Origin of the sequence: Methylobacterium sp. R2-1 (assembly GCF_014191355.1) — a bacterium.
Taxonomy (GTDB): Bacteria; Pseudomonadota; Alphaproteobacteria; order Rhizobiales; family Beijerinckiaceae; genus Methylobacterium.
In genome coordinates, this window is the sequence record NZ_JACHWM010000001.1 from 189,943 (window position 1) to 215,945 (window position 26,003).

Genomic DNA, 26,003 nt, shown 5'->3' on the forward strand with positions numbered 1-26,003 from the left:
TGACGAGGCCGAAAAGGGCAGACAGCAAGCACCTCGTGATGACGTAGAGCGCCGCCGAGCATTTTTCAGGACGGCGGAGGCCGATAGGGGCGCGAGCTTCCTGCCCAAGTAATAAATGCGGCTTGGCGGGGGCGGCGGGAGGTGCCATAACCCGCTCCACCGTTCTAGTTTTGAAATCCGTGTAACATGCGCACATATATGACAGATATTTGACAAGTGGATCATTTTAATCGGTTGGACTTTTTGTCGAAATACCCCTCCCGCAATAGATCAACCATGGTGAAGAGCTATGCTCTCTCTTGCGCGCAAAGGATCCAGATCTCTTGAGCAAACTCTAATATGGCGCTCGCGAAATAAGAGATACGCCTGCCTGACACATGATATCGATCTAGCCTCCGGGGCCGGCCTCGAATTCGGTCCAGGCAACAATCCTGTTGAGTTGCCGACCGGTCTAGGTATTACATATATTGACTATGATCTTAAGGCCAATGCTGATCTTAGCAATCGTGTTCCAATAGATTATGCGTGGTCTGGCTCCGGATCACTAAGGAATGTGCTCGGCCGCAGCGAGTATGATTTCGCCATCGCAGCTCAAGTTGCCCAATATGTTCCCAACGTGCTCGGCTGGTTCCGCGGCATACATACCGTGCTACGTCCGGGCGGCGTACTTAATCTCTCTCTGCCTGACCGGCGGCTAATGTTCGATGCAGGTCGCAACGAAAGTACCATTGCCGAGATGGTCGAGGCAGATGTGCATGAGTACGATCGTCCGAGCGTGCGCCAGATCTTTGCACACACATATGAAACCCTAGCCGTTGAGCCTGCTCAAGTCTGGGCAGGAAAATCCCCTTTGGAGGCGTCACGCTACTGCGGTGAAGCCGCCTTAGCACTGGCCTATAAACAATCTGTCGAAGATCACGCGACCGGCTATTATCGAAACTGTCATTGTTGGGTATTCACCCCGACGTCCTTCCTTGATGTGTTCGAGGCAGCAACGCGGCTTGGCCTTTTCAAGTTTGTTTTAAATCAGCTTACTATGCCAGATGTGGGCGGATGTGAGTTCTATATCTCGCTAAGGCGCGATGTAGAGGAGGAGCCGCAGTCCCTGCTCAACCTGCAGCTTGCCGCGATCCACTACCTTAGAGAAGATCTTTCGCGCGTGAGTCGCGAGGCTCAGGTCCTCTACGGCGCTTGACAGTTTAATCGCTGTCTCGCCCGAAAAATCCCGCCGCGGCTGAGCCGGGCGGGGCCGGGGTTCGTGGGCTGAGCGGCCAGCCGAGTACGGAAGCGGATGCTCGCGGCAGTCAGTTGATAAGAGACATGGCCTAGCATGAACGGCGCGGGATGAGTACGGGCTCAGGCACCGAAGCGCTAGCGGTTGCCGCAACGCAGATCCTCACGTAAAAGTTGCCGTAGCATCCCGACGGATCGGCGACGACTTGCCCTGCCGTTCTCTCATATAGGGCCTGAAGCCATGGACACTCCAAACGCCACGCCGAGGCGGGTAACCGAGCAAGACCGTGTCGTCGGCGAGCGCATCCAAGTGCTGCGCAAAGCCAAAGGCCTCTCGCAGGCCGCGCTCGGCAACGCCGTCGGCGTGACGTTCCAGCAGATCCAGAAGTACGAGAACGGCTCGAACCGCGTCGGTGCCAGCCGCTTAAGCGAAATCACTCGCGTACTCGAAGTGCCTGTTTCGTCCTTCTTTGACAGCGACGATGGCGACGCTGGGCAGGAGCAAGTGGAGGCGTTCGGCTTCCTACGCACTCGCGGCGCTGTCGATCTGATTCGAGCCTTTGCCGAAATCGAGGACGATCAGTTGCGCCGTGAGGTTCTTGCGCTCGTGCGCGGCGTGGCGCGCCTCAGGCAGGAGCAGGATACCTGACACAGCGCCGCCCGCGGCCACGGCCTGGACGAGGCGACCGTGCGAGAGATCTACGAGACCGTGAAGGAGCAGGCTGCGGAGGCCGGCGTCGGTGATGACGACCGCATGGCTGAGGTGCGGAAGCGTATGCTCGCGGCGGCTCAATAGATGCCTTCTATGTCGATGCCATGCATATCAATAATAGAGGCTAGAATGGACTGGCTACAATTCTTTTCCAGCATCATCGCCTCATTGGCATGGCCGTCAGTTGTAGCGCTATTGCTCATTCTATTGCGCTCGCAGCTTGCATCACTTGCTCAGCGCCTTGAGGAACTGACTTTGCCCGGAGGAGCCAAAGCATCGTTCAAAGAACTAATCCAAGAAGCAAAGACATCTGCGGAATTCATTGCAAGCAAAAAACCAAGCGATAACTCGCAGGTATCCGAGACGAAAAGGCTTCCCACTCCGAAAGACAAAATATTCGATACGTTTCAGGACGCTGAGGCCAAAATGGCCGCCATAATTTCAGAACTACCAATACACGAGCGAAAAACGCCCGCAGATTTCATATTTTATACGCTCAAATCCCATGGAGACGGAGCAAATCTGTACAAACTTTACGAAAATCTCCGTCAGATTATATTTTCATCAACCCAGGCCCCAGAAGATACCGTATCGAATAAAGACGTAGAAGATTTTGCGTTTGCCTGCGACGTTGTTTTGCGAAAATTCGAAACAGAGTTTGCCGCCTGGAAGGCGTTCCGAAGCGACAACGAAAAAAGCCCCAGGGCCGAAGCCCCGGGGCATTAACGCTTCAACGATCTTGTTGAACCGCTCCACAGGCCGAGGCCCCGGGGCGGTCTGTGGACGAGTGGGGATAATGGGGATCAGGGGGGCGAGCGCCCCGTGATCGCTTTGAGCATGGTCTGGCGAGTCTCCTTCATCTCGTCGCGCACCGAAGACACCAGGTCGTCGATCCGTCGCTCGAGCCGGGTGATGACGTCGCCGGTCACGTAGGTTCGCGCGACTTCGACCTTGAAGTTGTGCAGGGCTTCGGTCTGGGCCGCGATCTGGATCTTCACCGCCGCCATGTCGATCGTCAGCGGGGACACCGCGTCCCTCGTGCCGGTGCGCAGCTTGCCGATGACCCAATCCGCGCCTTTGCCGAGGGCGAACAGGAAGGCCGCGAGCGCCACGACCTGCGCCCAAGTGATCGGGCCGGGCGAGAGGAACGAGGTGTCCATCGGATCAGGCTTTCAGCAGGCGAGCGGCACCGGCGCGGGCCAGCGTCGTGAGCGGCGAGGAGACGAAGAAGGCCGTCAGGATCGTGGCCTCGATCGCCACGTACTCGGGCGGAAGCGGCTCGACGTTCCAGCCGAGGTCGAACGTCTTCGTCAGGCAGGCTGCCCCGAAGTGGATCGCGGGCGGGATGCCGATGCCGTAGATCAGCCCCTTGAAGGCCGGTGCGATCGCCGCCTTCGCTTGGTTGGCCGCCATCTCGGCCTGGACGACCTGGACCGCAACGTCGCGCTGGGTGTTCTGGCCGTTCTCCATCCCCTTGAGGATCGGCTGCAGGACCGAGTTGCCGAACACCTTGATCAGGCCAGAGCCCACGGTGCCGAGGAGGCTTCCGATCGGGTTGGTGAAGAAGCCGAGGAGGCTCATCGGGGCGGCTCCCGCGCCGGCAGAGCCGCGAGCTTCGTCGCGTAGGCGCGAGCGGCGAGTCGGGCGACGGCGAGGAAGGTCGCCACCTTGGCGCCCGGCAGCCACTCCGGCAGCAGCGGCGTGAGGTCGATGCCCGGCATAGCGTCGAGCACGTCCGGCAGCGCCATGATGCCGGCGAGCAGGTAGACGCGCCAGCCTGAGGCCGCGCGCCAGCAGCGGCGCAGGCCGAGGCGCGCCCGCGCAAGGAAGGGACGGCGTGCCATGGTCAGGCCTTCCGGAACGAGGTGTGGATCAGGTCGTAGAGACCGGCGAGGCCGGAGCGGACCGCGCCGCCTGTCGCCTGGACCCCGGAACGAAGACGCCCGCCGGTGGGGGCAGGCTCGTTAGGAGGGGAGCTTAGGAGGGGAGCTTGCGAGCTGGGGACTGTCGGGATCACCGAGTGCCCCGCCGCGCGCAGAGCATCGACCATGGAGCCGCACTGACCCGCGATCAGGTCGTCCTTGTCGGTGCCGTTGATGATGCGCCGGGCTCCGACAGGCTCGTATCGGCCACCCCCGAAATAGTCGGAGAGCTTCTTGCCCGTGAACCAGCCCTCGACCATGCCGTAGAAGAGGATCGCCGCCGCCACGTCGAGGCGCATCGCGAGCTTCGGCGTCTTCACCAGATCCTCGTCGGCGCGCAGGTAGCCGAGTTGCCGCAGTCGCGTGGTCGCCTTGGCGTAGTTCGTCTCCCAGGTGAGCTGCACGAAGCCGCGGCCCCAGAAGCCGGTCGGCCCGTAGCTCTTTCCTTTGCCCCGGCCGTATTCCTCGATCGGCTGCATGGTGCGCGCCGTCTCGTGGAAGGTGGTCGCCAGCGCGTAGCCGAGCGACGTGGTGCCGAGCAGGGACGGCGCGGCGTCGAAGATCGCGTCCATGCCGGCGACCTGCGAGGCCGTCAGGCGCCCGCCGAACAGGGATGCGCGCACGGCCGCATAGAAGGCGGCGCGGTTGAGGCTCGCGGCCATCATGGTCTCCGGATTGTGGGGGTGGACTAGTTCTTGACCGGGCTTTGATCCGGCGCCGTCAGACGGGCGCGGAAGCCTGTCGGATCAGAGGCTTAGCGGGTGGACTAGATTTGACCGGGTTTTGACCGGATAGGCCGGTACGTTCCGAACGCCCGGTCCCAGGCCGTGGTGACGACGCCGAAGTTCACCTCGTCGCCGCGGTGGTGCATCGCGTGGCGGATCTTCAGCCCATAGAGCGGGTGCCCCGGCGCGACCCTCCAGTGGTGCACGGCGTGATGGGCCGCGATGTAGGCCAGATACCCGAGGGCGAGGCCCGCGAGCACGCCGGCCGGCAGCAACAGGAACAGCACGCCGAACACGAGGAGCGAGTGCCAGGACGTGACGCCCGTGCGGCCCGAAGGCTTGGCGTGGTGCTCGTCGTGGCCCGCCTTGAACAGCGGCAGGCGGTGGAACAGCACGCGGTGGATCACGTACTCGGCCAGCGTCCAGGCGACGAGGCCGAACAAGATGCCCGGCAGCGTGGCGCCGCCGAACAGGATCAGCGCCAGCGCGAGCGCCGGCATCGACACGAAGTCGGCATAGTAGGCGAGGCGGGACATCGGCGCTCCTGGCGCTGTGCGGGTCAGAGGGGCTGAAGAGCGACGCGGCAGGTGCCGCAGCCGATCGCCCGGGCGGCGCCGCGGGCGAGGTCGATGGAACGGCCGGCGATGAACGGGCCGCGATCGTTGATGCGCACGACCACGGAGCGGCCGGTCGCGGCGTTGGTCACCCGCACGCGAGTGCCGAAGCGCAGGGTGCGGTGCGCGGCGGTGAGGGCGTTCTGGTCGAACCGCTCCCCGTTGGCCGTGAGCCGCCCGTGGAAGCCGGGCCCGTACCACGATGCGATTTCGGCGCGGGCCGGCGTCACGCTGAGCACGAGGCAAGCGAGAGCGGCCCGCACCGCGAGGCGTTGCAGGAGCATGGTCGGTCCGATTGTTCGATGGTCGACCGCCGCGGGCTGCGGCGTTCAGCTATTCGCCCGACGCTCTCCCAACCAACCCAAGATAGGTGAGTGTGGCTTTTCGGGCATCGACTCCGGCAACCTCAGCGTGCCCTGTTGGCATGAAGAGGCGACCTCGGGCTGGAGACGAAGATGGCGACAAAAGATGTGCCGTTTACCGTAACGAACGGGACCACCCAGGCAATCGTCGCGCAAGGTACGTTTTCAGTCGACGACGCGACCAATGAAGTCGTTGTAATTTCTGGTACCGTCGGGGGCCAAACGATTTCCGCGCTATCGAATTTCAACGGCGCGAATAACGTACTCCAGAAAGAATTCATGCGGACGCAGGTTGGCGCTCCGACATACACTTACCGCGTTGGCAGTGTGAGCTTCGAGGCGGGAGGAGTTAGCTACAACCTGAATGGACCTGGTGCCTTTTTCCCAGGACGTCCGTTTGAACCGACTCGACTTATCTCAAGCGACGGCAACGATATCGTCGTTGGTTTGAACGCTGGCTCTTACGTTGACCCTCTTTGCTTCACGACCGGCACAAAAATCAGCACCGCCCGAGGCGAGATGGTCGTTGAGGATCTCCGCGTCGGCGACCTCGCCGTCACGGCCGCCGGTGCGCTGCGGCCCATCGTCTGGATCGGGCATCGCGAAATCACCGCCAAGAGCGGCTCGCTCGCCTTCAACCAGCAGCCGGTTCGCGTCCGGGCTGGTGCTTCCGGTCGCGGACTGCCGTCGCGCGATCTCTTCCTCTCGCCCGGACACCCGGTGCTGGTCGGCGCGGATGCCGACAACGCGGGCGGCGTGCTCGTGCCCGTGATGTGCCTGATCAACGGCACCACCGTCACCCGTGAGCCGGTCGCCAGCGTCACCTACTGGCACGTCGAACTCGACAGCCACGACATTTTGCTCGCTGAAGGCCTGCCGGCAGAGAGCTACATCGACGGCGGCGACCGGGCCTTCTTCTCGGAAGCGTCCGATCATGCCCTGCACAACCCGGACTTCGTGGCTCCGGGCTGGAACGGGCGTTGCCGGCCGGTCGCCGTGGACGGTCCGGTCGTCGAGGCCGAGCGGCTTCGGCTCGACGCCGTGTTCTCCGGGTCCTTGAGCGAGCAGTGCGAGTGGGAGCCGGCGAGACTTTGGTGCGAGCCTGTCAGCATCGCGTGACGATCCCGCCAACGACCTGAAACTGCTGCGTGGGCGGGCCGTTGCATGACACGCCCGCGACGCCTGAGGCAAAGTAAGCGCCTGTCGAGACGTTGCCGTTCGCGGTCAATGTGCCGTTCATCGACAGATTGCCGTTCGCATCGATACGAGCGACTGCACTGGATTGGTCCGGGCCGGTGTGGAACATCCAAGCCTTGAGAGCACTACTTTGGCTCATGCACATGAACGTGCCGTTGTAGCAAACTGCCTGTCCAGACTTGAAGTAAGCGGCGAACGGCATGGCATCTGCCGTGAAGTCCAAGCCAACCTTGTGATTGCCGGTCGCTTGCACGATAGCCCGTGCGCTGTCGTTCATTAGAAAATCAGCGTCTTGGACCTGAGAACCGTTGTCGTTATCTTGAAAGAACAGCCCATAGTGGGCCATCGAGCTTGTTCCAGCCCAAGCGCCGGGAGTGGAGTTGTTGCCGATGGGTCGATCAGCGGTGCAGGTGGAACCATCGGTGCAGTCGACGCGATAGCGCTGGCCGCCGTAATCGATGCGGTTGATCTTGTGGTCGAACTTTGTGCGCCCGCCGGTACCAGAGACGAATGTGAAAGTGTTGCCAGAAGTCGTCACCGTCCCCGAATAGGGGTAAGTGATTGGGTTTCCGAAATAATGGAATGCTAGGTTCGGATACGGATTGATACCGCCGTAGAAAAACCATGCAGACGTACAGTTGAAAGACTGACCCGCCGGCGGCTGTCCGCCAACGATACATTCGCCGTTGAAATTGCTATGGTCCATTTCGATCCCGTAGGTTTGGACCTGCTTGGACCCGCTACCGATCACGGTATCAATGTTCAGACCCCAATAGGTCGGAGGCCTTTCTCCGTTCGGGCCTGGATGCTGATGCCCCGAAATCAGCATGCCCGTAGCGTTGGGGGATAGCTCGTCGGATGGATGGGCCTCGGAAACGGAGCCGCCTACCACGTCCATGTTGATGAACGAGCCGCTGACCTGCTGCTGCACCCCTCCATCGGCGCGGCCGTTGACGAGTTGATACGCGCCGCCACGCGTGAACGGAGTGCCGGCGCCCGGGTCAGGCGGGTAGGTGTGATTACTTGATGTGGTGCCACGAGTTGCAAAGATTGGGATAGCGCCAGAGCTTCCGGCCTGCCACGTACCGAAGCAGTCCGGGATCCAGGTAGATGTGTAGTCGCCGGTCCATTTGCCGGCCGTACTATCGATGCAGCCCGCAGGAAGGGTCGTCTTCACCGATCCGCTGAACACCGGGCTCGCCAGCGGCGCCCGATCCGCCATGAGGCGCGCCAGCGTACCCGAGGCGGCCGACGTGGTCGGCGTGACGTTGATGCCTGAGCCCTCGCCCTTCCAGCGGATCGTTTTGGCGGTGCCGTCAACGCAGCCGACCGAGACCATCGTCTTGCCGGTCCGCTCCCGCACCGCGAGGTCCGGGCACGCGCCGCCGTTCTGGAGGCCGAGTTCGGGCAGCGTGAAGGTTTGGGCCGAGGCTGGCGAGACGGCCGGACCGAGAGTGGCGATTGCCAGCGCCAAGGCGAGTCGCATGGAGCGGATCATGTGAAAAGCCTTCACTTCGGCTGGAGCGCGGCGGAGAGGAGCAGGTCGGACACCTGCACGAGGCTCAAGTTCAGCGTCTCCTTCACGAAGGTGAGGAGCGCGCAATCCGGGGAGACGAACGCGGTCGTGCGATATGCCCGGTTGATGGGATTGCCCGGGTCGGACGACACCGCATCCTGGATGATCGCAGTCGCGCCCGGGCGAAGTGCCTCAAGAGCCGCGAAGAATTGGTTTGCCGTGACCTGTCCGTCGCCGGAGCCGTTCCCGACCACATCAAGGGTCACTGCTGTGCCTTGCCGTCCGACCCGCACCGTCGCAGAGGGCGACCGCACATCGATCGGGAATGTTGGGCGAACCGGATAGCTCGGCATAGTGGCGACCTCAGGCGAACTCGACCGGCTCGGAGAAAACCTGCTCCGTCTCCGGGCCGATGGTGACGAAGACCCGCACGTCGTAGAGGCCGGGCGGGACGCAGAGTAGCGAGCCTACCGGAAAGACCGCCTCGACGATGCCGGGATTGGAGACGACCAGCGATCCGGCCGCGAGGGAGGCCGTCATCACCGGCTCCGGCGCGTGGCCGCTCCAGCATCCGCGATGCGGCGCGCGCGGCGTCACGGTGAGCAGCACCTCGGAGCAGGCCGAGAAATCAATCAGACCTTCATCCGAGAGATCGAGACGACCGCGTTCGTCGGCCGCTCGGAAGACATGGCGGAAGCGCCACTGCCCCAGCCGGGAGACGGCGCCGAGCGTGTTCATGAAGGACGGCATCGGCGTCAGAGCTTCAGGAAGAAGGTGCCGAGCCGGGTCGGCGGGAGGTTCGAGAACGGCAGGCCTCCGCCGGGGTTCGGCTGCGAGACACCAAACGTCTTCGCCGGCGGGACACCGGTGTTGGCGTTCGCGAGACCCTGCTGCAGGTTCGACACGGTCACGGAGCCCGTGGAGGAGGACAGGGAAGCCGCGGCGAGCGTCTCGTGCGTGATGTAGCTGTGCGCCGGATAATCGACGGTCACGGAGCCGCCGGGCAACGTCGCCGGCAGGTTCCTGTTGGACAGTCCGGTGAGCGCATCGCCGCCGATCTGGCCGGGCACCTGCGCGTCGCCCAGCGCTGAGAACCGTGCACCCGACACCGTACCCGTGGAACCCGCCGACGCCGGCAGCGAGAGCGTGATCGTGGTCCCGTTGATGTCCGCGATCGTTGTGCCGGCCGAGATGCCGGTAGCGGTCACCGTCATACCGATGGTGAGGCGGGCGGAGCTGAAAACGGTCGCCGTGGTCGACCCGGCCGACAGCGTCATGTCGGTGATGGTCTGGAGACGACCGGCCGGGCTCGACCCCATGTCGTCGAGACCAGCCTGCATGAGCCCCTGCATCGTCGGAATGACGATTTGCTTGCCGGCCGAGAAGTCGCTCGACGCCGAGGTGCCGCGCCCACCGACGACGGAGGCGACCGTGTCGGGGAAGGTGTTCCAGAGATAAGCGAAGGCGGCCGAGGCGGTCGCGGAGGCGAGTTCCGTCGCGCCCGATCCCGCGCCGCCGAGCGTGCGGCCGTTCATCCGCACCCAGCCGGGCATGATCCCGGCGTCCATGCGCCACTTCACATCGCCGGTCGCGGCGATCGCGGTCAGATCGACGGTGCCGCTCCCGCCGCCACCATCCGCTGTCGGGGGCACGTAGCCGAGGCCGTCGTCGAACCAGAGAAGGTTGCCGTAAGGGCCGGTCACCTGTTCGGCGTAGAGGACGGTCGGCAGGTAGATGCGCGGGAATCGGCCGGTCCCGTCTGCCTTCACCGGCTGGGCGAGCGGCTTCGTCAACGCGGCATCCGAATAGACCGCGAGCGGCGTGGTCGTGCCGGCTTTGAAGAAGGCGACGCTCGGCACGAGCAGGGGGCGGCCCGACGCATCGAGGATCTGCTGTCGCGACTTCGACCAGGACTCGGCGGCCGATGCAGCGGAGATCAGGCCGAGCGCGAGAGCGAGCGCGGCGGCGAGAGGTTTGAGCATGGGGAGAGCCTGAAACGACGAAGCCCCGCACGGGGGCGGGGCTTGGTCAGGGCCAGCGCGTAGGGCGCGGCACAGTGATCAAATCGCGGGTTTTGCCCGACGGGTCAAGGGGTCGTGGCCGGGGGCATCACCCGTCGGCCGCGTTGCGCTTCGCGTGCTGGATCATGCGCTCCACATCGGGGTTTGCATTGACATACACGATCTGAGTGCCCGGATGAGATTTCGCATAAACGCGAAAGATTTCGTCAGCGAATGCTTGTCCAATCTCGTCAACGTTCCTGAAGTCAAGAAAGACTTCGGAGAACTTCTCGAAGCGTGCAAGGACGCGCTTGGCTTGTGAGCGCGACACGAAGCTACCTTCTCCGAGCTTGGCAAGAGTCATTGGAACATGCGTCCTTGAGAAGCCGGCGTCATCGTCCATATGCTCTAGGAACACGTCATTCGCCTTCCGCGTCGTGTTAGCCGCGATGCTCATTCGCACGACGGTACCCTCCTGCCAATTTTTACTCTCATCGGACTCGATCAGCCACTCAGCATTTTCTTCACGCTTCCGCTGATAAAATAAATCCTGCGACAACAGGACAAAATTATCGAACATCCGGGACGTGAAGAATATTCCTTCGCCGCTGTGCCGCTCGGGAAATGAAGTAAGTTTTCCTTTTGACAGCTCCAAAATCGCGTGGCGGCGGCTTGATAGGTTGAAGTGCTTGGCAATTTTATCGAAGATGCCAACACCATAGTCGTGAATGGTAAACGTAATGCTAACAGGTGTCCTCACAAGGTGATAAAGGCAACGGTCCGACTCTGAGTGATCAATGACGTTGTTAAACATCTCAGTAAAACCGTAGTAGCAAATGTACCTTACGTTTTCAGGTATGCCAGCGAGCAGAGGCTCGATTACTTCGGTCCATACGGTGTCGTCTTGGGTTTCTGGGGTAATATCCACCACGCCCATTCTTTCGGCGATCTTCGCCAATTCATAACGCGTACCCTTGGCGCGGCCCTGCTTCACGAGCTGCCCCTCGGCCACAAGGCGAGCAACGTGCTTGTGCGCCCCCATCCGCGTCATACCGAAGGTGCGCGCCGTATGAGTCACGAGATCAGTCGGATGGTCCGCGACGCTGCGCAGAATCATTGACCTCACGAAATTGATGGGCTTGACCATGGTTTTTTATAAACCATCGGTCCGTTTTTTGTAAACCTGCTGCGATGCCGCGGTCAGCTTCGGTCTGGATCTTTGCCGTGCTACCGTCCCACCATGCCCCGTTGGCTCCTCATCGCCCTCGCGTTCGTCTTCTATGCCGCGATCATGGCGGCGGTTGTTGCGGGCGCCCGTACGCTCGTTCCCGGCTTCAGCGGATGGATGGGCCAAACCTTCGGCGAAGGGGTAGCGACGATCCTCGTTTTTGGCGTGATCGGTGCTGCCGGCCTCTACGGTTTCTGGCCGAGGAGACCCGACGGCACGATGCGGCGGCTGCGGTCGCCCTGGGACTGAAGTAGCGCCTGCGTCAGTAGCTCTAGGGCATCGCCCGCATTCTGCGCGCTGGCCGAGCCCTGCGCCCTGACGTTGAGTGCCGCGATCAGCGCGTCGAGCGCTTCGCCGGGGATCATCGTCACCGCCTCGGCGATCTGGCGGTTGCGCGCAATGTCCGCCTCGCGGCCCATGGCGTTGGCCGTGGCCTTCAACCCCTTCACGCCCTGCGCCGCCGCCATGCCCGGCACACCGCCAGCCGCGCCCGCGACGATGGTGCCGACCTCGCCCGAGCCGGGATCGAGCGCGCGGGGAGCGAGATCGTCGGCGGCGCGCTTGCGCAACTCGGTCATGGAGTTGTTGACGATGCGCTGATGGGAGGCATCGAAGGCCCGCTCGCGCTCGACGGCGCCGACGAGACTGGTGGTCGGCTCCTCGCCGAACACGGTGTTCATCCGCGCCCGGTTCCAGTCGCCCTCGCCCTTCACGGCATCGGCCAGCGCCACACGGTCGTTGGCCTTGGTGCCGACCAGCCGATCGACCTCGGCGCGGAGACCGTCGCGCTGTGCCTGCGCTACCTCCGGCGTCATGGTCGCGGTCTCTTCCGCCAACTGGCCGGGACGCACCGCCTCGCGGCCACCGTTGAGCAGGGTCTGGCCGCGCCCGAACGCCTCGCGCTGCCGGAAGAAATGCTCGGCTGAGCGGTTGGCGACGCCGTAGCCCGGCACCTGCGTCTCAAGGGTGCCGTTCAGCGAGCGGCGGGCGGTGGTCAGCGCGCGGAGTTCGCTGTTGCGAGCCGAGCCGCCGGCCTGCGCCTGGACGGTCGCGATCATCGCGTCGAGCGCCTCCTTGGCGTTGTGAAGCGCCTCGGGGCGAGGGTCTGGGACGCGGGTCGGGATGCCGGCGGCGTCCACGGGGCCGTCCATCATCAGCAACTCGCGGGTACGGGCGAGTCCGGTAGCGGCACCGCCCTTCTCCCGCGCCGCGAGGCTGTCGATCATGCCGAGCACGTTGCGGGTATCGACCTCGATGGGCTCGGCGAAGGCGCGGGCGTAGAGCGGCGGCACAACGCGCTCGTACTCGGCCTCAAGGGTGCGCTCGAAGCCGGCCGGGTTCGTGGCCGGGCCGACGTCCGCGTCGATATCTCGGCCAAGCCGGGCGTTGGCGCCGCGAGCGCGCTCGATCAGCGGGCGTGTCACGGCCTCGCGGGTGTCGGGCAAGACGGCGAGGCCCTGCGCCCGGCCCTCGAACGAGGGCGAGGCGTCGAGCAGCATCGCATCGGGGCCGAGTTCGGTCAGGCGAGCGCGCACCGGGTCGGGACCGCCGGAGTTGCGGAGATCGTCGGCGAGCTTGCCGGCGGCCTGCGCGTTGAGCCCCGGCACCGGGGCGGCGCGACCGGCGACGGCCTCGCCGATGGCGCGGACGCCGCGGCCGACGAGATTGCCGACGGCGGGCGAGGCGCCGCCGACGACGGCACCAAGAATGGCCGCGTCGCGAGTCGCAGGAAGGCTTCCGTCGGTACGTACGGCGGCGTCCGCGCCGCCGATCGCGCCGCCCGAAGCGAGTGAGGCCGCCGTCCGCACCGGCAGCGACGCCGCGCCTGCGCCGAACACGGCCGGCGCCGCCGCGATGGCCGGGGCCATGCCGACGACCCCGCCCAGCACCTCGCCGCCGATGGTGGCGGTCGGGCTCTCGTTCGCGGTCGCCTCGCCGAATCCCTCGACAGTCTTCAGCTCGTCGGAGAACTTCGTGTCGTTCTTGAGCGAGCGGATGCCGGCGACTGCGCGGTTTACGCCGCCGAGCAGGTAGGGGCCGACGACGGGCACGCCGTTGATGATACCGCGCCCGACGGCCGCCGCCTCACTGCCGGGCTGCCCGGCGGCGGGGGCGTCGGTGACGGGTGCGGGCTTCGGGTTCGCGGCGAGAAGTGCCTCGAACGGATCGGATGGCGCGGAGATTGCCGCCTGAGGCTTCGGGTTCGCTGACAGCAGGGCGTCGAAGGGGTCGCTCATCGTCCAAGCCTTTCCGGCGCGATGCCGGCCTTGGCCAGCATGTCCTCGACCTGCGGGCGCAGGTCGGGGCGTTCCTTCACGATCCCCTGCGCCTTGGAGAGGTAGGTTTCCCATGTGTAGCCGTCCGGCGGGCGGCCACCCTCGACACGCTTCGGCGGGCTCTTCGGGCCAGCATCGGGCTTCGCTCCCGCCTCGGACTCAGCCTTCCTCGGCGGCTCGTAGGGCTTCACCGGAGAGAAGCGGGGAAGCACGTCGTCGGGATTGATGCCACCGCGGGTGACGATATCGCGGTAGCGGGACGTTTCCTGTCCAAGTGCCCCCTCGTAAGCCTGCATGCGACCGAACGCTTCCGTCATGATCGCCGTGCGGGTTTCCGGTGTAAGGGCCTGCCCGCCGTTGAGGCTGTTGATGGAGCCGACGAGCCAGTCCGGTAGCGAGCCGGTGTTCTTCACCATCACCATTTCGCCCTCGCGGACCACGGAGCCGGGGTCCATGATCTTGCCGAGGCCGTAGACGAGATTGAGGTCGGCCGCCTTGCTGTTGCGGGGGGCGGCTTCGACCATCGCTTGATATATCGGGAGGGCCTGCTCGTAGTTCTTGAACGAAGCGAGCCCCTGGATCTCGCGCCGGATACCCTGCGCCTCCTCGCGCCCCTTGCGCTCGTTCTCGACCGTCTTGTCCTTGTCGGGCGCAGTGAACACGGGCTGGCGCGTTACCGGGTCGATTACGGTCGTGCCGGCCGGGACGTTCATGAGCTTCGACTGTCCGCTCAGCGCGTTCTTGAAGTCGATGAAGGTGCCGCCGAAGCCCTGAGACTGCGCAAGGGCGTAGTCGCGCTGGTCGCCGGTGAGCTTGCTCTGCTCGATCTCGCTGGAGAGGAGCGTGCGCACCGTGCTCAGTTGCTGTTCCGAGAGGCCGGGAATCAGCGAGGCACGGATCAGCGCCTGCACACGTTGAGGCGAACCGGGAGCGGCGCGCAGAACTGGCCCCGCGACGCCGGTCGGCAACCGTGCCTGCGCAAGAGCGCCTGCGGTCTGAAGGCTAGGCGGAAGGGCGGAGGCCGCCGGCGCCGACGAGGATGGGGCCGCAGCCTGCGGCTGCCCCTCCGGGATCTGGAAGCCGGCATTCACCGTGCCCTGCGCCGGGAGATCCGCCGCGTCGGGCTCGGCGGAGGCGACCTGCGTCGCGGCCGGCGCGGTGGTCGGGGTGCCGCCCAGGCGAGTAAGATACTGGCGCGTCGTGCCGAGGCGGGCCGCAAACTCGCCATCGGGCCGGTTGTAACCGGCGAAACGCCAAGCGTTCGCCATCAACTGATTGGCTTCCTCCGGGCTCTTTGCGTTCTGGAGGGCCAGCGTCAGTTCGGGGCTTTCCGTGAGGGCGAAGGTCGCCTGCGCCGCAACCGGATCCTTGGCCCCGGCGGTCAGGCGCCGCATGTTGGCGAAGCGGTCGCCGCGCCAGGACAGGATGCCGCCGGAGGTTCCGGGCTGCCCGCTCTCGCTCGGATCCGACCACGACCCCATGATGTTGCCGGGCTTGTAGCCGCTCTCCCGGCTCGCATAGGCGGCCATCGCCGCGAGTCCGTTCGGGTTCGTGAGGCCGCCGGCCTTCAGGGCATCTACGAAGCGGGTCTGAATGTTGCCGTCACCGCCCGGCAGCGTCACTGGACCGTTGCCGCCCCCAGCAAACGACGGCAGCGAACCCTCCGCGCGTGCCGGGCTCGATAGCTCGCCCTGTCGGTAGGACCGGCCTAGGTTGCTGCCGAAATCGCCGGAGGTAGCCGGCGCGGCCTCGCCCCCGCCACCACCGAACAAGCCCCCAAGCGTCTCGCCGAGACGCTTGCCTGCGCCACGCGTCTCCCCAAGCTTCACCAGTTCGAGACCGGTTTTCAGGTCGCCACCCTTGAGCGCAACGTCTGCCGCGCCAGCAAAGTCGCCTGTCCGGATCTTCTCGCCCAGGTCGGCAGCGAGCCCATCCTTCTTCGCGGCGTCGTAGCTCTTCGAGAACGAGTCCCCGAGCCCGGAGATCATCTGGAAGACGGTCGCACCGTTCATCGCGTCACCCGAAGATCGAGAAGGCAGAGGACATGTTGCTGCCGATGTTGCTCAGCGCGGCCGGGTTGCCCGACATGGCGCCAATGCCCTTTGCGAGCAGGTTCGCGCCGCCCATCAGAGCGCCGAACCGGTTCTCGGCCGCCTGCTGCCCGGCCATGAGGCCCTCCTGCCCGACGGTGGAGAGCCCCTTGGCCGTGTCGGTCGAGACGCCGGCCTTGGCCACGCCGGTCTGGAAGCCGACGTTGCCGAGGCCGGTTTCCGCGCCCGCCTGCCCCGAGACGGCGGTCGCCCGCTTCGTGTCGAGGTTCGCGAGGTTGGCGAGCCAGTTGTTGAAGTCCTGGCTGGCGAGCCCGGAGGCGAACTTCATCGCGTCGGTATCGGCGTTGCCCGAGGCGAGCGTGCCGTTGACGGCCCTGGCGCGGGCGAGCGCCTGGAGCCCCTGGTCCATGTTGAAGGTGTAGCCGGTGCCGGTCGTGTAGGCGGAGCGCGCTGCGCTCGAAGCGTCGGCGCCGTTCACGCCGAGCGCATCCTGATAGAGCTTGGCGCCGCCCCGGTACTCGTCGGCGAGGTTGCCGAAGAGGCCCGAGGCCTTGCCGTACTGATCCTTGGCGAAGCCGAGCCCCTGGTCGAGCGCGTCCTTCGCCTCGTTCTCGCCCTGCTGGAGCTGCTGGGCGCCCCAGATCGCGGCCTCACGGCCGGCCTTGCCGGAGAAGATGCTGGCCACGGATCAGGCCTCCAGTTTGGCGATGCGGTCTTCGAGCGCCGCCACGTAGGCGAGCAGTTCGGAGAGGAACCGGAACCACTCGCGCGGCAACGGCAGCGAGGCGGCGTTCGGAAGGGTAGGCTTGGTGAGGGTGGGCTTGGTGCTCATTCGGTGCGGGCCTCGACTGCCATCGCGCCCCCAAGCAGGGCGCAGTAAACCGGATCGGACACGTCCACGCGCCAGATCCGGCCCTGTGGCCCCGTCATGCCGGTGCGCAGGAGGTTGATGCGGGTGCGGCTCTCGCCCTGGCGCCCAAGTGGTCGGGAGAGCGGATTGCTCCAGGTCCGCCCGCCGTCGTCGGACCATGAGATCAGGACACGGGGATCCGAGATCGTCGGATCGGCGGAGAGGCCACCGACACCGAGGGCGAAGTCGAAATCCGCCCGCGGGATCGCGAGGCGGGCCGGGAAGCCCTGCGCCGGCAGGCTTTCGACGCGGAAGCGCAGCGGATCGCCGTCCTCGCCGAAAGCGCTCTCCGTCACCTCGAGCAGGCCGGTGCCGACCGTGTCGCCGACGAGCCAGCGCCCGAAGGCCTTCACGCTCTGCGAGGCCCGCCAGCGCGCCGACTGATGGCTGGCGCGCTCGTGCCACTGCTGCGTGGTCAGGTCATAGACCCAGGTGCGCCCCGGCATCGAGACCGCCCAGAAGGCATGCCCGGCGACGAGATGCACCGAGGCCTCGATCGCCTTCGGGTCGACCTTTGCCGCCGCCGCGAGATCGCGCTCGACGTCGTGGTTCGAGATCCGCGCCGGGCTGTAACCGCTGAGCTGATAGACAACTGAATCGTCGCCCACCCAGATCAGTTCGTTCGACCAGCCTTCCTCGTGACCGGCGACCGCCCACGGGCCGATCAGTCCGCGCGGAATACCGGTCACCCGAGCGAGCGGGAAGCCGTTGGCCTGCGATTGCCCGCCATAGACGCCGATTCCCGACGGACCGAACAGGAACAGCTCGTCGCGGAAGGCGATGCCGCGCAGAAGCCCGCCGGGCCGCGCCTGCTCCGTCGTTTTGTCGTTGGTGTTGAAGGTCAGACCGTTGATGCCGGTCGCGTAGCAGTCGCCGTTGCCGGCGGTGAAGAACAGGATGCCGAACAGTTCGCAGACCGAGTTCGGCGCCGGCAGGCCGGAGGGTGTCTGCAACGGCTGCGGCGCGCCGTCGGGCAGAAACCGATAGGCGCCGAGTTCCGTCACCGCGACCGCGTCTGGGTTCGGCTGGCGGTTGTTGCGGGCGATGGTGATCCGCTCCGAGCCCGGCAGCGGGCCCAGTGCGGCGACCGTGCGATCCTCGGAGATCCGCACTAAAGTGTTCTGGTAGGCCGCGAGCACCACAGGGCCGACCTGGCGCGCGCCGCGCGGGCCCGAGACACCGACATCGACGAATCGAGACAGCCCGGGTGCCCGCCGCACCGAGACCGGGGCGCGGGCGCCGTCCCCAAGCTTCTCGGCGAACGCGTTGATGAGGCGGCCGGCGCCCTCCGCATCCGAGAGGCCCGGGCGGCTCGACAGAGGCCATGCGATGGCGGGCAAGGGTCTACTCCGCTACCGATCGTGCGGCGGTGATGATCGCGGCGAGTTGCGCGTCCGTGAGGCTGAGCGTCGTCTTCACGAACTGCGCGAGTGCGCCGGCCTGCGTCACGAACGTGGTGTGATTGAAGGCGATGTTGATTGCGTCGCCACGGTCGGAGGGAACGGCATCGGTGACCGTCGCGACACGGCCCGCGCCGGAGTTCTCCAAGGCGCGGAAGAACTGCCCGCGGGTCGGCGCGTAGAGCTTGAGCGGCGTGATCGCCGCGTCCTCGATGCCTGTCGCGCCAGATGCGCGGCGGAACACGACGGCATCAACGGCGACGGACTGCGCGGTCGATGCGGCCGTGTTGTAGATGCCGATGCGGGCAAATGAGACACCAGCCGGTGCTCGAACCTGAAATGGCCGCTCCGTCCAATCAAGCGGAATAGGCAGGTTCACAAATATTGGGGTAGTCGAGGAAAACGTGTCGTTCTTGTCGTACCAGAAGATACTTATGTTCAGGCCGGAAGCGCTCGCATTCGCAATCGCCGCAGCGAAAACACTGCCTCCGTAGACCGATTGGGGCTCCACCGGCATGCGAGACCCAACGGACGCGACGCTGGAGTTGGCGTCCGCCGTCGTCTTGGTCAGGAGGAGCGAGGTCGTTCCGGCATAGGCCGTCGTCGTGGTGGCCGAGATCGTGCTGCCGGCGGTCGTCGGCGCCAGAACACCCCAGCCGATCACCGCGCCGCCCGCTACATCCTCCATGTCCCCATTGGGGCAGAGGTTCGCGGCCATGTTGCCGATTTCGAGCCGAGACGGTCGCACCTTCCCGTTTGCATCGCCCAGCACACGCGCGGCGATAGCCGCAGGTACAGTCTGCTGCGTCCCGCCTGTCGGCGTGACGGTCATCGCGCCCGCGTCGCAGGCGATCTGATCCGTGGCCGCGATCTCGCGGAAGCCGCCGAGAACACTGGCGAGCGCCTTCCGGAGGGCCATTCAACGTCTCCGGTGAGCTTGCGAGCGACGAGGATCAGGCGAGGCCGACGAACGGGCCGGGCTGGACGTCGAGGGAGGTCGCGGTGATCGCCTTGCCGGCGTACTGCAGCGTCTGCCCGGCCGCGCTGGGCGGGGTCGCCGTGAACGCGCCGGCCGTGGTGCCGAGGTAGTAATCGGTGCCCGGCGTGAGGCCCGTGAGGCCCGTGTTCAGACCGTTCCGGTACACCGTCGCAGAGGCGCCGGAAGCCACCGCCGCAATCACGAACCCGTCGAGTTTCTTGCCGCCCGAGGCAGTCGCGCCGTCGGCGTTGCGGGCGTTCGTGGCGCCAGCATTCGCCCAGAGGTTCACCGCAGCTCCCGCCGCTAGGGCCTCACTCGCGGGGACGGTGACGACGTCGGCGCCGATACCGGCCGGAAACAGCGAAATGTCGAGCAGGCCGGAGACGTTGGTCGAGACGATCTTCTCGCCGTTGCCGGCGCCGCCGAGCACGGTCGCGACCACCTCCTGAAATCCACCTGCAAGCTTCTGCAGGAAGCGGGGGGCTGCCATGGTCTACTCCTCGGTTCTCATGACGATGCGGATCATCCCGCGATCTTGATGGGCGGAAGGATTCCGACGATGAGCCGGGTCGGAGCGTCGGAGAGGCCGACCTGCTGAAGGAAGCCGCTCGTCGGTTCTTGCTGGGTCAGCAGCCCGTCCGGGCCGAGTAGCACCGGGCCGGGGCTCCACGACCAGGACGGTTCGGTCACGGGACCGGCGGCGACGTAGGTGCAGAGCGCGCCTGCCGCGGCTGCACCGGTCGAGATGCCGACCAAGGCGCCGAAGTGTGAGGGATCGGAGGCCGAGGCGAGCGCGACACCGCCAGCGACGGCCCGGATGCCGCGATGCCCGCTGATGGGCTCAACCGCCGGCGCAGTCAGATCTTCGACCGGACCGCCGCTGGCGCCGCTGAGATCGAACGTCTCGTATGCGCCGCCGCCGGAGCCAACGAGGAGCACCTTGTCGGGGAAGACGACGAGCGGCTCACCCTCGGCAAGGGAATCCATGCCGGTGGTCGGCGGCCGGTAGCCGGGGCCGAACGCTCGCGCCAACTTCGGGCTGCGGATCTTCTCCTCGAGCGTGCGCGCCATGGATCAGCCCCGCCGGCCGCCGTCGACCGTGACGTCGAGATCGATGTCCTCGGGCGGCGTGATGGGCCGACCGCGGCTGTTGATCGGCGCCGAGCCACCGCGACGGCCCCAGAACTGTTCCAGGCGCATCGGCGGACGGGCGTCGTAGACCCGATACGCGAGCTTCAGGTCGGTGCGGGCTTGCTCGGCATCCGCCTTGATCTCTGCGGCCTTCTGGCCGGAGATCCCGTAGGGCGTCATCGCCTGCTCGCCGACGATGCGGGCGAGCGGCAGGTAAGCCGCGTCGTCGATCTCGTCGCCGTTGAGCTTGGCGACCCCGTCGTCGAGCAGCTTCGCGCAGACGGGGTCGATCAGGTCGTCGACCTCGGCGCGGTCCTCATCGCTCGGCGACTGGCCAGCGGCGAGCACGCCGAGGTTCTTGAGAACCCGCGCGATCAGATCCTCGCGGGTCTTCATCTTAGCGGCCCTTCGCGGCGGTGGCGGGCTTCGGCTTCGTGGCCTCGTCGAGGTCGGCCTTCACCTGCGCGAGTTCCGCCTTCAGGGCGTCGATGGCCTTGGTCGCCTCGTCGCGTTCGGCGACGGCGAAGCCGCCATCCTCCTGCGCCTTGGCGAGAGCCGCCTGCAGGTCGGACATCGCGGCAGAAGCGCCTTCCAGCGTCTTCTCGGCGGAGTCGATCTCGGCGACGAGGGTGGCGTTCTCCGCCATACCGGCCTCGATCACGCCCTTCAGGCGGTCGATCTCGGTGAGCGCGGCCAGCAGCTCGTCGACTGCGGACGGCTCAGACGCCGGCACCTCGGCCGTATGCGCGAAGGTCAGACCAGTCGCGCGCATGGTCAGGGCGCCCGCCGTCGCGAGCCCAGGATCGGTGATGACGGACGGGGAGAGGTGCCAGCCCTCCGGCAGGCCAGCACCGGGAGCGAGGTCGAAGATCTTGGCGGACCCATCGGGCTTGTAGCCCCAGGTCGCGACGGTCTCGGTGGTTTCCATGAACGCCTCGTCGGAGGTGACGGGGCGCGCATGGCCCCAGAACGACGAAGGGCGCCACGAGGGCGCCCTTTCGTCTTCAGTCGGTGGTGGGATGGCTTAGCCGCTGACGCGGGTGCCGAGGCGGGGGTCGATGGCGGCCACGCCGTACAGCACGTCGAGACGCCAGCTGGACACGCGGTTCGGGCCGTCGAAGTAGGGCACCAGCATCACGTGGATGCCCTTGTAGTCCTGCGCGCCGATCTGGTCGGTCGGCACACCGGCCGGCTTCTCGAAGGGCACGCACACCAGCGCCAGAGCGTTCCGATGGAACATCAGGTTCTGCTGGAAGGTGGACGAGGCGGCACCGTTCCAGGTGACGACCGCGCCGGCAGCCGGAGCGGCCGAAACGGTCTGGTAGGCGCCCGTGGTGATGATCGCCGGGGCGATCTGCACCGCCGCGTTGCCGGTACCGTCAGCGGTGGCCGCGGCGGTAGCGACGAACTGCTGGAGGTAGGGCAGGACCTGCTTCGTCACCGGGTTGACGGCCTGGACGCCCGCGATGCTGAACACTTCACCCGCGCGGATCGTACCGCCCGCGCCCAGACCGGCCATGTTGAGGGTCTGGCCCCAGGAGTTCGCCTGCGCTCCGGAGTAGGTCACCGCCTGCCCGGCGCCGTTGACGGTGCCGTTGGTGCGGGTGCCCGTGGTCAGCGTCGGGGCGTTCTGGGTCATGAACGGCTCGACACCGGCGAGGCCGCCGAGCTTCGCCTTGCGGTAAGCGTCGGTGTTGGCGCCGTCGATGTAGAGCTGCGCCTGGTTGCCGAGCAGGGCGACGTGGTCGGCCGGCGACAGGGCGGCGGAGCGCTCGTCGGACGGCACGGCCATCTCGTTGAGGCGCTGCACGCCCGCGAGGAACTTGCCGTAGTTCGCGATGGTGTTGCCCGGGGTGCCGACCCAGTTCCAGAAGTTCTGCAGCGCGCAGGCGTGCAGGTCCTGGTCGATCTGGTTGGCGATCGGCACCATGGCCGGCTTGATCACGCGCTCGGCGAGGTCGCCGATGTTGAGCGCGAGGTCGGTCGAGGAGAACTGGAAGTCGACGCCAGCCACCTTGTTGACCTGGATCGCGGTCTTACCCTCGATCACGTCCTGGTTGGACGCGACGAGGCCGGTGCGGACGCGGAACTGCGCCGGCTTCCGGATGGAGACCGTGTCACCGACCTTGTAGCCGTTGACGTTCTTCGAGAACTCGTCCTCGTAGCCGCGGAAGACGCGGGAGCCCATGCCGAGCTCGTTGTCGAGGATCTTCACCGCCGCCTTGGCGATGATATTAGTGGTTGCGAGGGTGTTGGTCACGGAGAGTTATCCTTCGATTGGTGGTGGTCAGCCGTATTTCTTGGCCAGCCACGCATCGAGATCGCTGTCGGGGGACGACGGCTTGGAGGCCCCGGACACCTGCTTGGCAGGCGGCGGAGCGGCAGTTGCAGTCTTGGGTTTCGCCAGGGTCAGGCGCTGTTCGAGGGCGCCGACGGCCTTGGCCGCTGCGCGCTCGCTCATCCCGTTGAGCTTCGTGAGCACATCGGGGTTCTTGGCGAGATAGTAGGCGAGCAGGCCGCCCTTCTCGCTCTCGATCACCAGCTCGGTGACGTGGGGCTTCACCTCGCGGTCCTTGGCCTCCGCGAGCGCCTTGTCGAAGTCAGGGATCTTGCCCCGGGTCTCGTCGAGACGCTCTTGGAAGGCCTCGACAGCGGCCTCACGCTCGGCGGCCTGATCGGCAGCCTGACGGCGGGACGTGTCGGCCGCGCGGTCATCAAAGCGCTGTTCGGCGACGGCGAGCTTAACGTCGTAGCGACGCTGCGCGCGGTCGAATTCCGCCCAGTCCTTGAAGTCCTCCTCCTTAGGAGCCGGGCCGATCTCCTTCTCGATGGCCGCAGCCCGATCCTCGCCGGCAGCCGGAGCCGCGCTGCGGAGGGAGTCGTTCTCGGCCCGCAAGCGGGCGATCTGGTCCTGCATCCGCTGGATGCCGGAACGCTTCTTGGGCTTGTCCTCGCCGCCCTCGCCCTCGCCCTCGACCTTCGCAGGCTCCGGCTTCGGCTCGGTGGCGGATTCGCCCCCTTCTTTCCCTGGCGTTGCGGCGCCCGTCTCGATCTCGGCCGGCTGGCCTTCGATCGTCGCGGCCGACGCGTCCGAGGCTTCGCTACCTGCCGCTGGCGTCTCCGCCGGCGCGCCCAGCACGATCAGATCCTCGTCCATGTGTCGTGGTCCATGAAAAAACCCGCCGCGCTGAGAGCGGGCGGGTTCGGTGCATCCTCGCGGCCTGGCAGCGGGTCCGCCGGCCTGCGGGATCGGGGAGGGCGCAATTCGCCCCACGGCGGGGCGCGCCGATCAGGATGGTTGGATTGCCGCCGACGGGGCCGTGCCCGCACGTCTCGCGACGTCTAGTTCTTGGGGCTGTTTTGCCCGTCGGGTCAAGAGGATTCGGGCGCTACTGCGTCGGATCGGCGGCCCAGAGGATCGTCATGCGGGCGGACCCGTCATCTCGGCGGAGGGCTGTCCCAGCGCGCCAGGGTCAAAAGAAAAGGCGCCCGGAGGCGCCTCGATGAAGTCGGTGGGCAGCGCCGCAGGCGGCGCTTCGGGTTCGGCGGGCAGATCCGGCGGCGGAGGTTCGACCGCCGACATCTCCTCCATGATCATCGAGACCACCTCCGAGAGCTGCGCGACGGCCGCGGCGATGGCGTCGAGGCGCGGGTCGGTCGCGGGGGCAACCCCCTCCATGCCCGGCACCTGCGGGCGATTGGCCTCCATCACACGGGCCTCGGCCTCGATCTGAGCCTTCTCGATCTCGGCCTGGATCTTCAGCACGTCGGCCTGGAGCTTCTCGCGCTCCACGGCGAGCTTTTCCATGTCGAGCTGCTGGCGACCGGCCTCGATCTGCTGCTGGCGCTCCTGCTGCGCCATGGCAGCTTGCTCCTGCGGTGAGGGCGGCATGGGCGGCGGCATGGGCTCGCCGCTCTCCTGTGCCTCCTGTGCCTGGATCTGGGGCGGCAGCATGGTCCGGATGCGCTTGGCGATCTTGTCCGCCATCGGCCAATCCTGCGCCTTGGCCAGGAGGTCGAGCACGAGGGGGGCGAGCTGCGGCGCGGCCTGCACCAGTTGGATCATGCCGTCGAGTGCGGCCTCGCGCCGGGTCGTGTAGCTCGGCCCCATCTCCATCGCGACATCGTAAGCGCCGACCGTGACATCGTTCTGGATCTTGTCGAGCGGCTGGCCATCGTCGGCGAGGCCGCCCACCTGGTTGATCTGGACGAGGTCAACCTTGCCGTCCTCACCCACGATCCGGAGCGTGCGCGCCGTGTCGTAGACGTGGGGGATCATGTCGACGACGATCGCGCCGGTATGCCGGATGCTGCGCGAGAAGTTCACGATGTAAACGAAGGAGCCGACGTCGCCCTCGCGCTGGCGGGCCATGATCGCCTTGCCCGAGGTCTCGTTCGAGCGGGCGCCGAGGCTGGCATCGTAGACGCCTGTGACCGCCTTCAGGTCCTCGGCCGCCTCGCGCGACAGTTCGGCGAGGCCGGAGGAGGCGACGGGCGGCGTGGAGCGCTCCGGCCGCGCCGTTGGGGATGCTGGATCGGAATTGTAGACCAGGAACGGGTGATTGGTGCTGTTGGCCGTGTCCCAGAGGTGCTCGTAGCCCTTGAACATCTTCTCAGTGCCGACGAACGGCGACTTGGGCTGGAGCGCGACCACCTCGGTATGGGTCGAGCGGGTGTAATTGTAGGCTCGCTGCGAATCCTTCGCGAACCGGATCACGCCGCGGCGGGCCCGGCGCTTGCCGATGGTCATCTCGACGCCGACGACCGGCACAACGGGGATGAAGCGACCAGGGATCTCGGTCGGGCCGTCGAGAACGGCGTTCGCGCTGATGACGTAGCGCTCGACGCGGTGGCCGGGGCGCTTCTCGATCCGCACCCGCGCGCCCGTGGCCTTGGCCTGCGCGATCAGGTCGAGCTTCTCGGCGTGGTCTTCGTCGGCCTCGTCGGTGAGGTCGATGATCTCGCCGTCAGGCATCAGGGCCAGCGTCTTCTCGACGGGCGTCTTGGTGTAATATTCGGCGATGCGCACCATGTCGGCGCCCGCCCACTCGGCCATGCCGGAGCGCGTCAGGTCTGTGTCGCCGATCTCCGCCGCTGGGTGGTCCGGATAGGTCTCTTCGTAGACGTCCCGGCTCATATCGACCGGCACGAAGCAGAACTTCGCATCCTCGCGGGTCGGCAGTACCGCATCCGGGTCCCAGCGGACACCGACGCCATCGGGCACGCCGACGATGCGGATCTCCTGCTCAAAGGTGGAGTCGGAGCCGTACTCGGTGATGATCTTCCAGTGCCCGATGCCGGCGCCGACCTGCTGATCCGCGGCCGAGAAGTAGGCTGACGGCGCGTCCGAGCGGTTCTCGACGTACCGCACCATGCCGGCGATGGTCTCGGCCGTGTCGGGATCGCCGCGGCTATCGACCGGCACGACCTTGATGGCCGGCCGCATCTGCCGAATGTCACCCGTGATCTGGGCGATGGTGGTCGGCAGGCGATTGAACTCGAGGCAGGGCCGGCCCTCGGCCTCGCGCATCTGGCGCTCGCGCTCCGGCCACTGCGCGCCGGGGGTCTCGAGGAAGTCGAGATCCGCGTAGGCCTCTTCTCGGTTCGCGCGATCGTACTCGTCGGCGCGGCGCCAGCGCTTCTTCGCGACGTCGAGCACCTTGTCGAGGGGATCGCCCTTCGCATCGGCCTCGGGCTTCGACGGCTTGCGCAGCCGGCCGAGCAGGGAATCGGTGAAGCGGCCCATG

28 protein-coding genes are annotated in these 26,003 nt (G+C 66.1%); 4 read left to right on the plus strand and 24 right to left on the minus strand.

The features are described from left to right. Window positions 1-289 precede the first annotated feature (289 nt). The 3 genes from FHU13_RS00920 (at window position 290) to FHU13_RS00930 (ending at window position 2,671) form a co-directional block, all read left to right on the plus strand. Entirely contained in the window at window positions 290-1,195 is a 906-nt protein-coding gene (locus tag FHU13_RS00920; protein WP_183433979.1) for a methyltransferase domain-containing protein, read from the plus strand. A 279-nt stretch (window positions 1,196-1,474) separates the two neighbouring features. Beyond that, on the plus strand, window positions 1,475-1,882 hold the full coding sequence (locus FHU13_RS00925; protein WP_183433980.1) for a helix-turn-helix domain-containing protein: 408 nt from the start codon (window positions 1,475-1,477) through the stop codon (window positions 1,880-1,882). A 192-nt stretch (window positions 1,883-2,074) separates the two neighbouring features. After that, the gene (locus FHU13_RS00930) at window positions 2,075-2,671 is read left to right on the plus strand and encodes a hypothetical protein (RefSeq protein WP_183433981.1); all 597 of its coding nucleotides are present in this window, start codon (window positions 2,075-2,077) and stop codon (window positions 2,669-2,671) included. A gap of 77 nt (window positions 2,672-2,748) precedes the next feature. Here FHU13_RS00930 and FHU13_RS00935 read toward each other — a convergent pair whose 3' ends face one another. From FHU13_RS00935 to FHU13_RS00960, 6 genes are all read right to left on the minus strand, one after another. After that, window positions 2,749-3,105, minus strand: a complete 357-nt coding sequence (locus tag FHU13_RS00935; RefSeq protein WP_183433982.1) for a hypothetical protein — start codon at window positions 3,103-3,105, stop codon at window positions 2,749-2,751. Window positions 3,106-3,109: 4 nt separating this feature from the next. After that, window positions 3,110-3,526, minus strand: a complete 417-nt coding sequence (locus FHU13_RS00940; protein ID WP_183433983.1) for a hypothetical protein — start codon at window positions 3,524-3,526, stop codon at window positions 3,110-3,112. Further along, complete coding sequence (locus FHU13_RS00945) at window positions 3,523-3,789, minus strand: hypothetical protein (RefSeq protein WP_183433984.1); 267 nt, start codon at window positions 3,787-3,789, stop codon at window positions 3,523-3,525. Before FHU13_RS00945 ends, FHU13_RS00940 begins: the two co-directional genes overlap by 4 nt. A 2-nt stretch (window positions 3,790-3,791) precedes the next feature. Next, a complete protein-coding gene (locus FHU13_RS00950; RefSeq protein WP_183433985.1) occupies window positions 3,792-4,529 on the minus strand; it encodes a hypothetical protein in 738 nt (245 codons plus the stop codon). A gap of 104 nt (window positions 4,530-4,633) precedes the next feature. Further along, on the minus strand, window positions 4,634-5,128 hold the full coding sequence (locus tag FHU13_RS00955; RefSeq protein WP_183433986.1) for a sterol desaturase family protein: 495 nt from the start codon (window positions 5,126-5,128) through the stop codon (window positions 4,634-4,636). 23 nt (window positions 5,129-5,151) lie between these two features. Beyond that, window positions 5,152-5,490, minus strand: a complete 339-nt coding sequence (locus FHU13_RS00960; protein WP_183433987.1) for a septal ring lytic transglycosylase RlpA family protein — start codon at window positions 5,488-5,490, stop codon at window positions 5,152-5,154. A 171-nt stretch (window positions 5,491-5,661) separates the two neighbouring features. On the opposite strand from FHU13_RS00960, the gene FHU13_RS00965 reads away from it, so the two are divergent. Then, window positions 5,662-6,687: a Hint domain-containing protein gene (locus FHU13_RS00965; RefSeq protein ID WP_210287384.1), complete on the plus strand. Its 1,026-nt coding sequence runs from the start codon at window positions 5,662-5,664 to the stop codon at window positions 6,685-6,687. Here FHU13_RS00965 and FHU13_RS00970 read toward each other — a convergent pair. The 18 genes from FHU13_RS00970 to FHU13_RS01055 form a co-directional block, all read right to left on the minus strand. Next, a complete protein-coding gene (locus FHU13_RS00970; protein ID WP_183433988.1) occupies window positions 6,674-8,263 on the minus strand; it encodes a hypothetical protein in 1,590 nt (529 codons plus the stop codon). The two genes, FHU13_RS00965 and FHU13_RS00970, sit on opposite strands and share 14 nt — an antisense overlap. 11 nt (window positions 8,264-8,274) lie before the next feature. Continuing rightward, window positions 8,275-8,547: a hypothetical protein gene (locus tag FHU13_RS00975; protein WP_183433989.1), complete on the minus strand. Its 273-nt coding sequence runs from the start codon at window positions 8,545-8,547 to the stop codon at window positions 8,275-8,277. Window positions 8,548-8,644: 97 nt separating this feature from the next. Then, on the minus strand, window positions 8,645-9,019 hold the full coding sequence (locus FHU13_RS00980) for a hypothetical protein (RefSeq protein WP_183433990.1): 375 nt from the start codon (window positions 9,017-9,019) through the stop codon (window positions 8,645-8,647). 17 nt (window positions 9,020-9,036) lie between these two features. After that, window positions 9,037-10,263: a hypothetical protein gene (locus FHU13_RS00985; RefSeq protein ID WP_183433991.1), complete on the minus strand. Its 1,227-nt coding sequence runs from the start codon at window positions 10,261-10,263 to the stop codon at window positions 9,037-9,039. A 127-nt stretch (window positions 10,264-10,390) separates the two neighbouring features. Beyond that, a complete protein-coding gene (locus FHU13_RS00990; RefSeq protein WP_183433992.1) occupies window positions 10,391-11,428 on the minus strand; it encodes an STAS-like domain-containing protein in 1,038 nt (345 codons plus the stop codon). 266 nt (window positions 11,429-11,694) lie between these two features. After that, on the minus strand, window positions 11,695-13,746 hold the full coding sequence (locus tag FHU13_RS00995; RefSeq protein WP_183433993.1) for a hypothetical protein: 2,052 nt from the start codon (window positions 13,744-13,746) through the stop codon (window positions 11,695-11,697). Next, window positions 13,743-15,797: a hypothetical protein gene (locus tag FHU13_RS01000; protein WP_183433994.1), complete on the minus strand. Its 2,055-nt coding sequence runs from the start codon at window positions 15,795-15,797 to the stop codon at window positions 13,743-13,745. The genes FHU13_RS00995 and FHU13_RS01000 overlap by 4 nt, the downstream gene beginning before the upstream one ends. A 4-nt stretch (window positions 15,798-15,801) precedes the next feature. Next, on the minus strand, window positions 15,802-16,521 hold the full coding sequence (locus FHU13_RS01005; protein ID WP_183433995.1) for a hypothetical protein: 720 nt from the start codon (window positions 16,519-16,521) through the stop codon (window positions 15,802-15,804). Window positions 16,522-16,524: 3 nt separating this feature from the next. Beyond that, window positions 16,525-16,668, minus strand: a complete 144-nt coding sequence (locus FHU13_RS01010; RefSeq protein ID WP_183433996.1) for a hypothetical protein — start codon at window positions 16,666-16,668, stop codon at window positions 16,525-16,527. After that, the gene (locus FHU13_RS01015) at window positions 16,665-18,086 is read right to left on the minus strand and encodes a hypothetical protein (protein WP_183433997.1); all 1,422 of its coding nucleotides are present in this window, start codon (window positions 18,084-18,086) and stop codon (window positions 16,665-16,667) included. Before FHU13_RS01015 ends, FHU13_RS01010 begins: the two co-directional genes overlap by 4 nt. A 4-nt stretch (window positions 18,087-18,090) precedes the next feature. After that, on the minus strand, window positions 18,091-18,978 hold the full coding sequence (locus FHU13_RS01020) for a hypothetical protein (RefSeq protein ID WP_183433998.1): 888 nt from the start codon (window positions 18,976-18,978) through the stop codon (window positions 18,091-18,093). Window positions 18,979-19,099: 121 nt separating this feature from the next. Next, window positions 19,100-19,615 (minus strand): hypothetical protein, encoded by a 516-nt coding sequence (locus FHU13_RS01025; protein WP_183433999.1) that lies wholly within the window; start codon window positions 19,613-19,615, stop codon window positions 19,100-19,102. Between the two features lie 32 nt (window positions 19,616-19,647). Further along, the gene (locus FHU13_RS01030; protein WP_183434000.1) at window positions 19,648-20,196 is read right to left on the minus strand and encodes a hypothetical protein; all 549 of its coding nucleotides are present in this window, start codon (window positions 20,194-20,196) and stop codon (window positions 19,648-19,650) included. Between the two features lie 3 nt (window positions 20,197-20,199). Next, window positions 20,200-20,652 (minus strand): hypothetical protein, encoded by a 453-nt coding sequence (locus FHU13_RS01035; protein WP_183434001.1) that lies wholly within the window; start codon window positions 20,650-20,652, stop codon window positions 20,200-20,202. 1 nt (window position 20,653) lies between these two features. Further along, the gene (locus tag FHU13_RS01040; RefSeq protein ID WP_183434002.1) at window positions 20,654-21,184 is read right to left on the minus strand and encodes a hypothetical protein; all 531 of its coding nucleotides are present in this window, start codon (window positions 21,182-21,184) and stop codon (window positions 20,654-20,656) included. 96 nt (window positions 21,185-21,280) lie between these two features. Next, a complete protein-coding gene (locus FHU13_RS01045) occupies window positions 21,281-22,516 on the minus strand; it encodes a P22 phage major capsid protein family protein (RefSeq protein WP_183434003.1) in 1,236 nt (411 codons plus the stop codon). Between the two features lie 27 nt (window positions 22,517-22,543). Continuing rightward, window positions 22,544-23,413 carry a hypothetical protein gene (locus FHU13_RS01050; RefSeq protein ID WP_183434004.1) on the minus strand — a complete coding sequence of 290 codons (870 nt, stop codon included), beginning with the start codon at window positions 23,411-23,413 and terminating at the stop codon, window positions 22,544-22,546. Window positions 23,414-23,677: 264 nt separating this feature from the next. After that, on the minus strand, window positions 23,678-26,002 hold the full coding sequence (locus tag FHU13_RS01055; RefSeq protein ID WP_183434005.1) for a portal protein: 2,325 nt from the start codon (window positions 26,000-26,002) through the stop codon (window positions 23,678-23,680). Between the last annotated feature and the right edge of the window lies 1 nt (window position 26,003).

Coding starts and splice junctions, on each gene's coding strand:
- FHU13_RS00960 (WP_183433987.1), bottom strand. CDS start 5,490: ATGCTCCTGCAACGCCTCGCGGTGCGGGCCGCTCTCGCTTGCCTCGTG.
- FHU13_RS01025 (WP_183433999.1), bottom strand. CDS start 19,615: ATGGCAGCCCCCCGCTTCCTGCAGAAGCTTGCAGGTGGATTTCAGGAG.
- FHU13_RS00955 (WP_183433986.1), bottom strand. CDS start 5,128: ATGTCCCGCCTCGCCTACTATGCCGACTTCGTGTCGATGCCGGCGCTC.
- FHU13_RS00995 (WP_183433993.1), bottom strand. CDS start 13,746: ATGAGCGACCCCTTCGACGCCCTGCTGTCAGCGAACCCGAAGCCTCAG.
- FHU13_RS01020 (WP_183433998.1), bottom strand. CDS start 18,978: ATGACCGTCACGCCGACAGGCGGGACGCAGCAGACTGTACCTGCGGCT.
- FHU13_RS01010 (WP_183433996.1), bottom strand. CDS start 16,668: ATGAGCACCAAGCCCACCCTCACCAAGCCTACCCTTCCGAACGCCGCC.
- FHU13_RS00935 (WP_183433982.1), bottom strand. CDS start 3,105: ATGGACACCTCGTTCCTCTCGCCCGGCCCGATCACTTGGGCGCAGGTC.
- FHU13_RS01000 (WP_183433994.1), bottom strand. CDS start 15,797: ATGAACGGTGCGACCGTCTTCCAGATGATCTCCGGGCTCGGGGACTCG.
- FHU13_RS01050 (WP_183434004.1), bottom strand. CDS start 23,413: ATGGACGAGGATCTGATCGTGCTGGGCGCGCCGGCGGAGACGCCAGCG.
- FHU13_RS01035 (WP_183434001.1), bottom strand. CDS start 20,652: ATGAAGACCCGCGAGGATCTGATCGCGCGGGTTCTCAAGAACCTCGGC.
- FHU13_RS00970 (WP_183433988.1), bottom strand. CDS start 8,263: ATGATCCGCTCCATGCGACTCGCCTTGGCGCTGGCAATCGCCACTCTC.
- FHU13_RS00985 (WP_183433991.1), bottom strand. CDS start 10,263: ATGCTCAAACCTCTCGCCGCCGCGCTCGCTCTCGCGCTCGGCCTGATC.
- FHU13_RS00940 (WP_183433983.1), bottom strand. CDS start 3,526: ATGAGCCTCCTCGGCTTCTTCACCAACCCGATCGGAAGCCTCCTCGGC.
- FHU13_RS01030 (WP_183434000.1), bottom strand. CDS start 20,196: ATGGCGCGCACGCTCGAGGAGAAGATCCGCAGCCCGAAGTTGGCGCGA.
- FHU13_RS01055 (WP_183434005.1), bottom strand. CDS start 26,002: ATGGGCCGCTTCACCGATTCCCTGCTCGGCCGGCTGCGCAAGCCGTCG.
- FHU13_RS00965 (WP_210287384.1), top strand. CDS start 5,662: ATGGCGACAAAAGATGTGCCGTTTACCGTAACGAACGGGACCACCCAG.
- FHU13_RS01040 (WP_183434002.1), bottom strand. CDS start 21,184: ATGGAAACCACCGAGACCGTCGCGACCTGGGGCTACAAGCCCGATGGG.
- FHU13_RS00920 (WP_183433979.1), top strand. CDS start 290: ATGCTCTCTCTTGCGCGCAAAGGATCCAGATCTCTTGAGCAAACTCTA.
- FHU13_RS00945 (WP_183433984.1), bottom strand. CDS start 3,789: ATGGCACGCCGTCCCTTCCTTGCGCGGGCGCGCCTCGGCCTGCGCCGC.
- FHU13_RS00980 (WP_183433990.1), bottom strand. CDS start 9,019: ATGAACACGCTCGGCGCCGTCTCCCGGCTGGGGCAGTGGCGCTTCCGC.
- FHU13_RS00950 (WP_183433985.1), bottom strand. CDS start 4,529: ATGGCCGCGAGCCTCAACCGCGCCGCCTTCTATGCGGCCGTGCGCGCA.
- FHU13_RS00925 (WP_183433980.1), top strand. CDS start 1,475: ATGGACACTCCAAACGCCACGCCGAGGCGGGTAACCGAGCAAGACCGT.
- FHU13_RS00990 (WP_183433992.1), bottom strand. CDS start 11,428: ATGGTCAAGCCCATCAATTTCGTGAGGTCAATGATTCTGCGCAGCGTC.
- FHU13_RS00930 (WP_183433981.1), top strand. CDS start 2,075: ATGGACTGGCTACAATTCTTTTCCAGCATCATCGCCTCATTGGCATGG.